This window comes from Streptococcus sp. DD11 (genome assembly GCF_001578865.1).
GTDB lineage: Bacteria > Bacillota > Bacilli > Lactobacillales > Streptococcaceae > Streptococcus > Streptococcus panodentis.
Map to the genome: position 1 here is coordinate 44,346 of NZ_KQ969399.1, position 1,006 is coordinate 45,351.

Annotated in this window: 1 protein-coding gene and 1 pseudogene; both read right to left on the reverse strand. The window is 37.4% G+C overall.

Annotation, left to right across the window (positions count from 1 at the left end):
• Positions 1 to 114, reverse strand: a pseudogene (locus STRDD11_RS14845) (pyruvate dehydrogenase); the annotation flags it as partial.
• 230 nt (positions 115 to 344) lie between these two features.
• Positions 345 to 1,006, reverse strand: a 662-nt coding sequence (locus STRDD11_RS12950; RefSeq protein WP_164828504.1) for a GIY-YIG nuclease family protein, incomplete at its 5' end; no start/stop codon positions are given.

Sequence of the window (1,006 nt, forward strand, 5' to 3'; positions counted from 1 at the left end):
CATGCCGGGCACTTTCCCCTTTTTTACAAGCTGAGCAATTTTTAAGTCCATGCGACGGATTTCTTCCATCTTACGGAACATCTCTAATAAAAGATTTTTATCTAAAGTGGACATGTTTTTGCCTTTCTAAGCATAAATTCTATAATCTCATTCTATCGAATCCTGTAAGCCCTGTCAAAACTTATGCTCATAGGTTTTTCACAAAGAAAAACCAGTCTATCCTTTGAATAAACTGGTTTGACTTATATAAGTAAAGTTTTCACAAAGTATTCAATCAAATTTTCCTTCTGCACTTTCACCCCCTATCTTTAGAGCTTCGAGCACAACGGCAACTGTTTCCGTTTTTATCTAACACTTAGCTCCATGATGATTTTTTGAATTACTTCTTTGATCTCTTCTAGCGAAACTAGAAACCATTCTTTAGGGATGAAACTCTGACCGCTCGGAGCTAGCAATTCGATATCCAATTGCCTATTCGCAAAGTAATGATGAAGAGTCGTTTCAAGTTTTCTGGCACTAAAATTCTTCACCTCAAAACTCATTACAAGATGGACAGGGGCATAAAGATAAGTACCCTCGCTTTCAGCATTCTCTAATCTTTTTTCTACACTTTTCTCAGTAAAGCCTATCTTATAGAGATTATTAAGACTTGCAATTTGAGGATGTGGACTGAGAGACTTAGCGACATAGATGTACCCAGTTGTCACGCGATCCTCTATACTTGTTCCAGTCATTACATCATCTATGACTTCTGTCACCATTCGACCATAGCGCGTGCTATCGTGAAGATTAGAAACAAAAGATCTGAGCAGCGCTTTTTTGTTTTCTGTTCCATTTTCATAAATAATATGAAGCTCTGCATTACTGTAGCCATTTTTGTCTGTAAACTCCGGCCCTTTAGAAACTACATAGACCATAATACCATTATCGACATAAAACATGCCTGGTTTAATTTCTTTTTCCTTGATAACATCAGAATGCCTAAGCTGTCGCTTCCCCTGGTTAA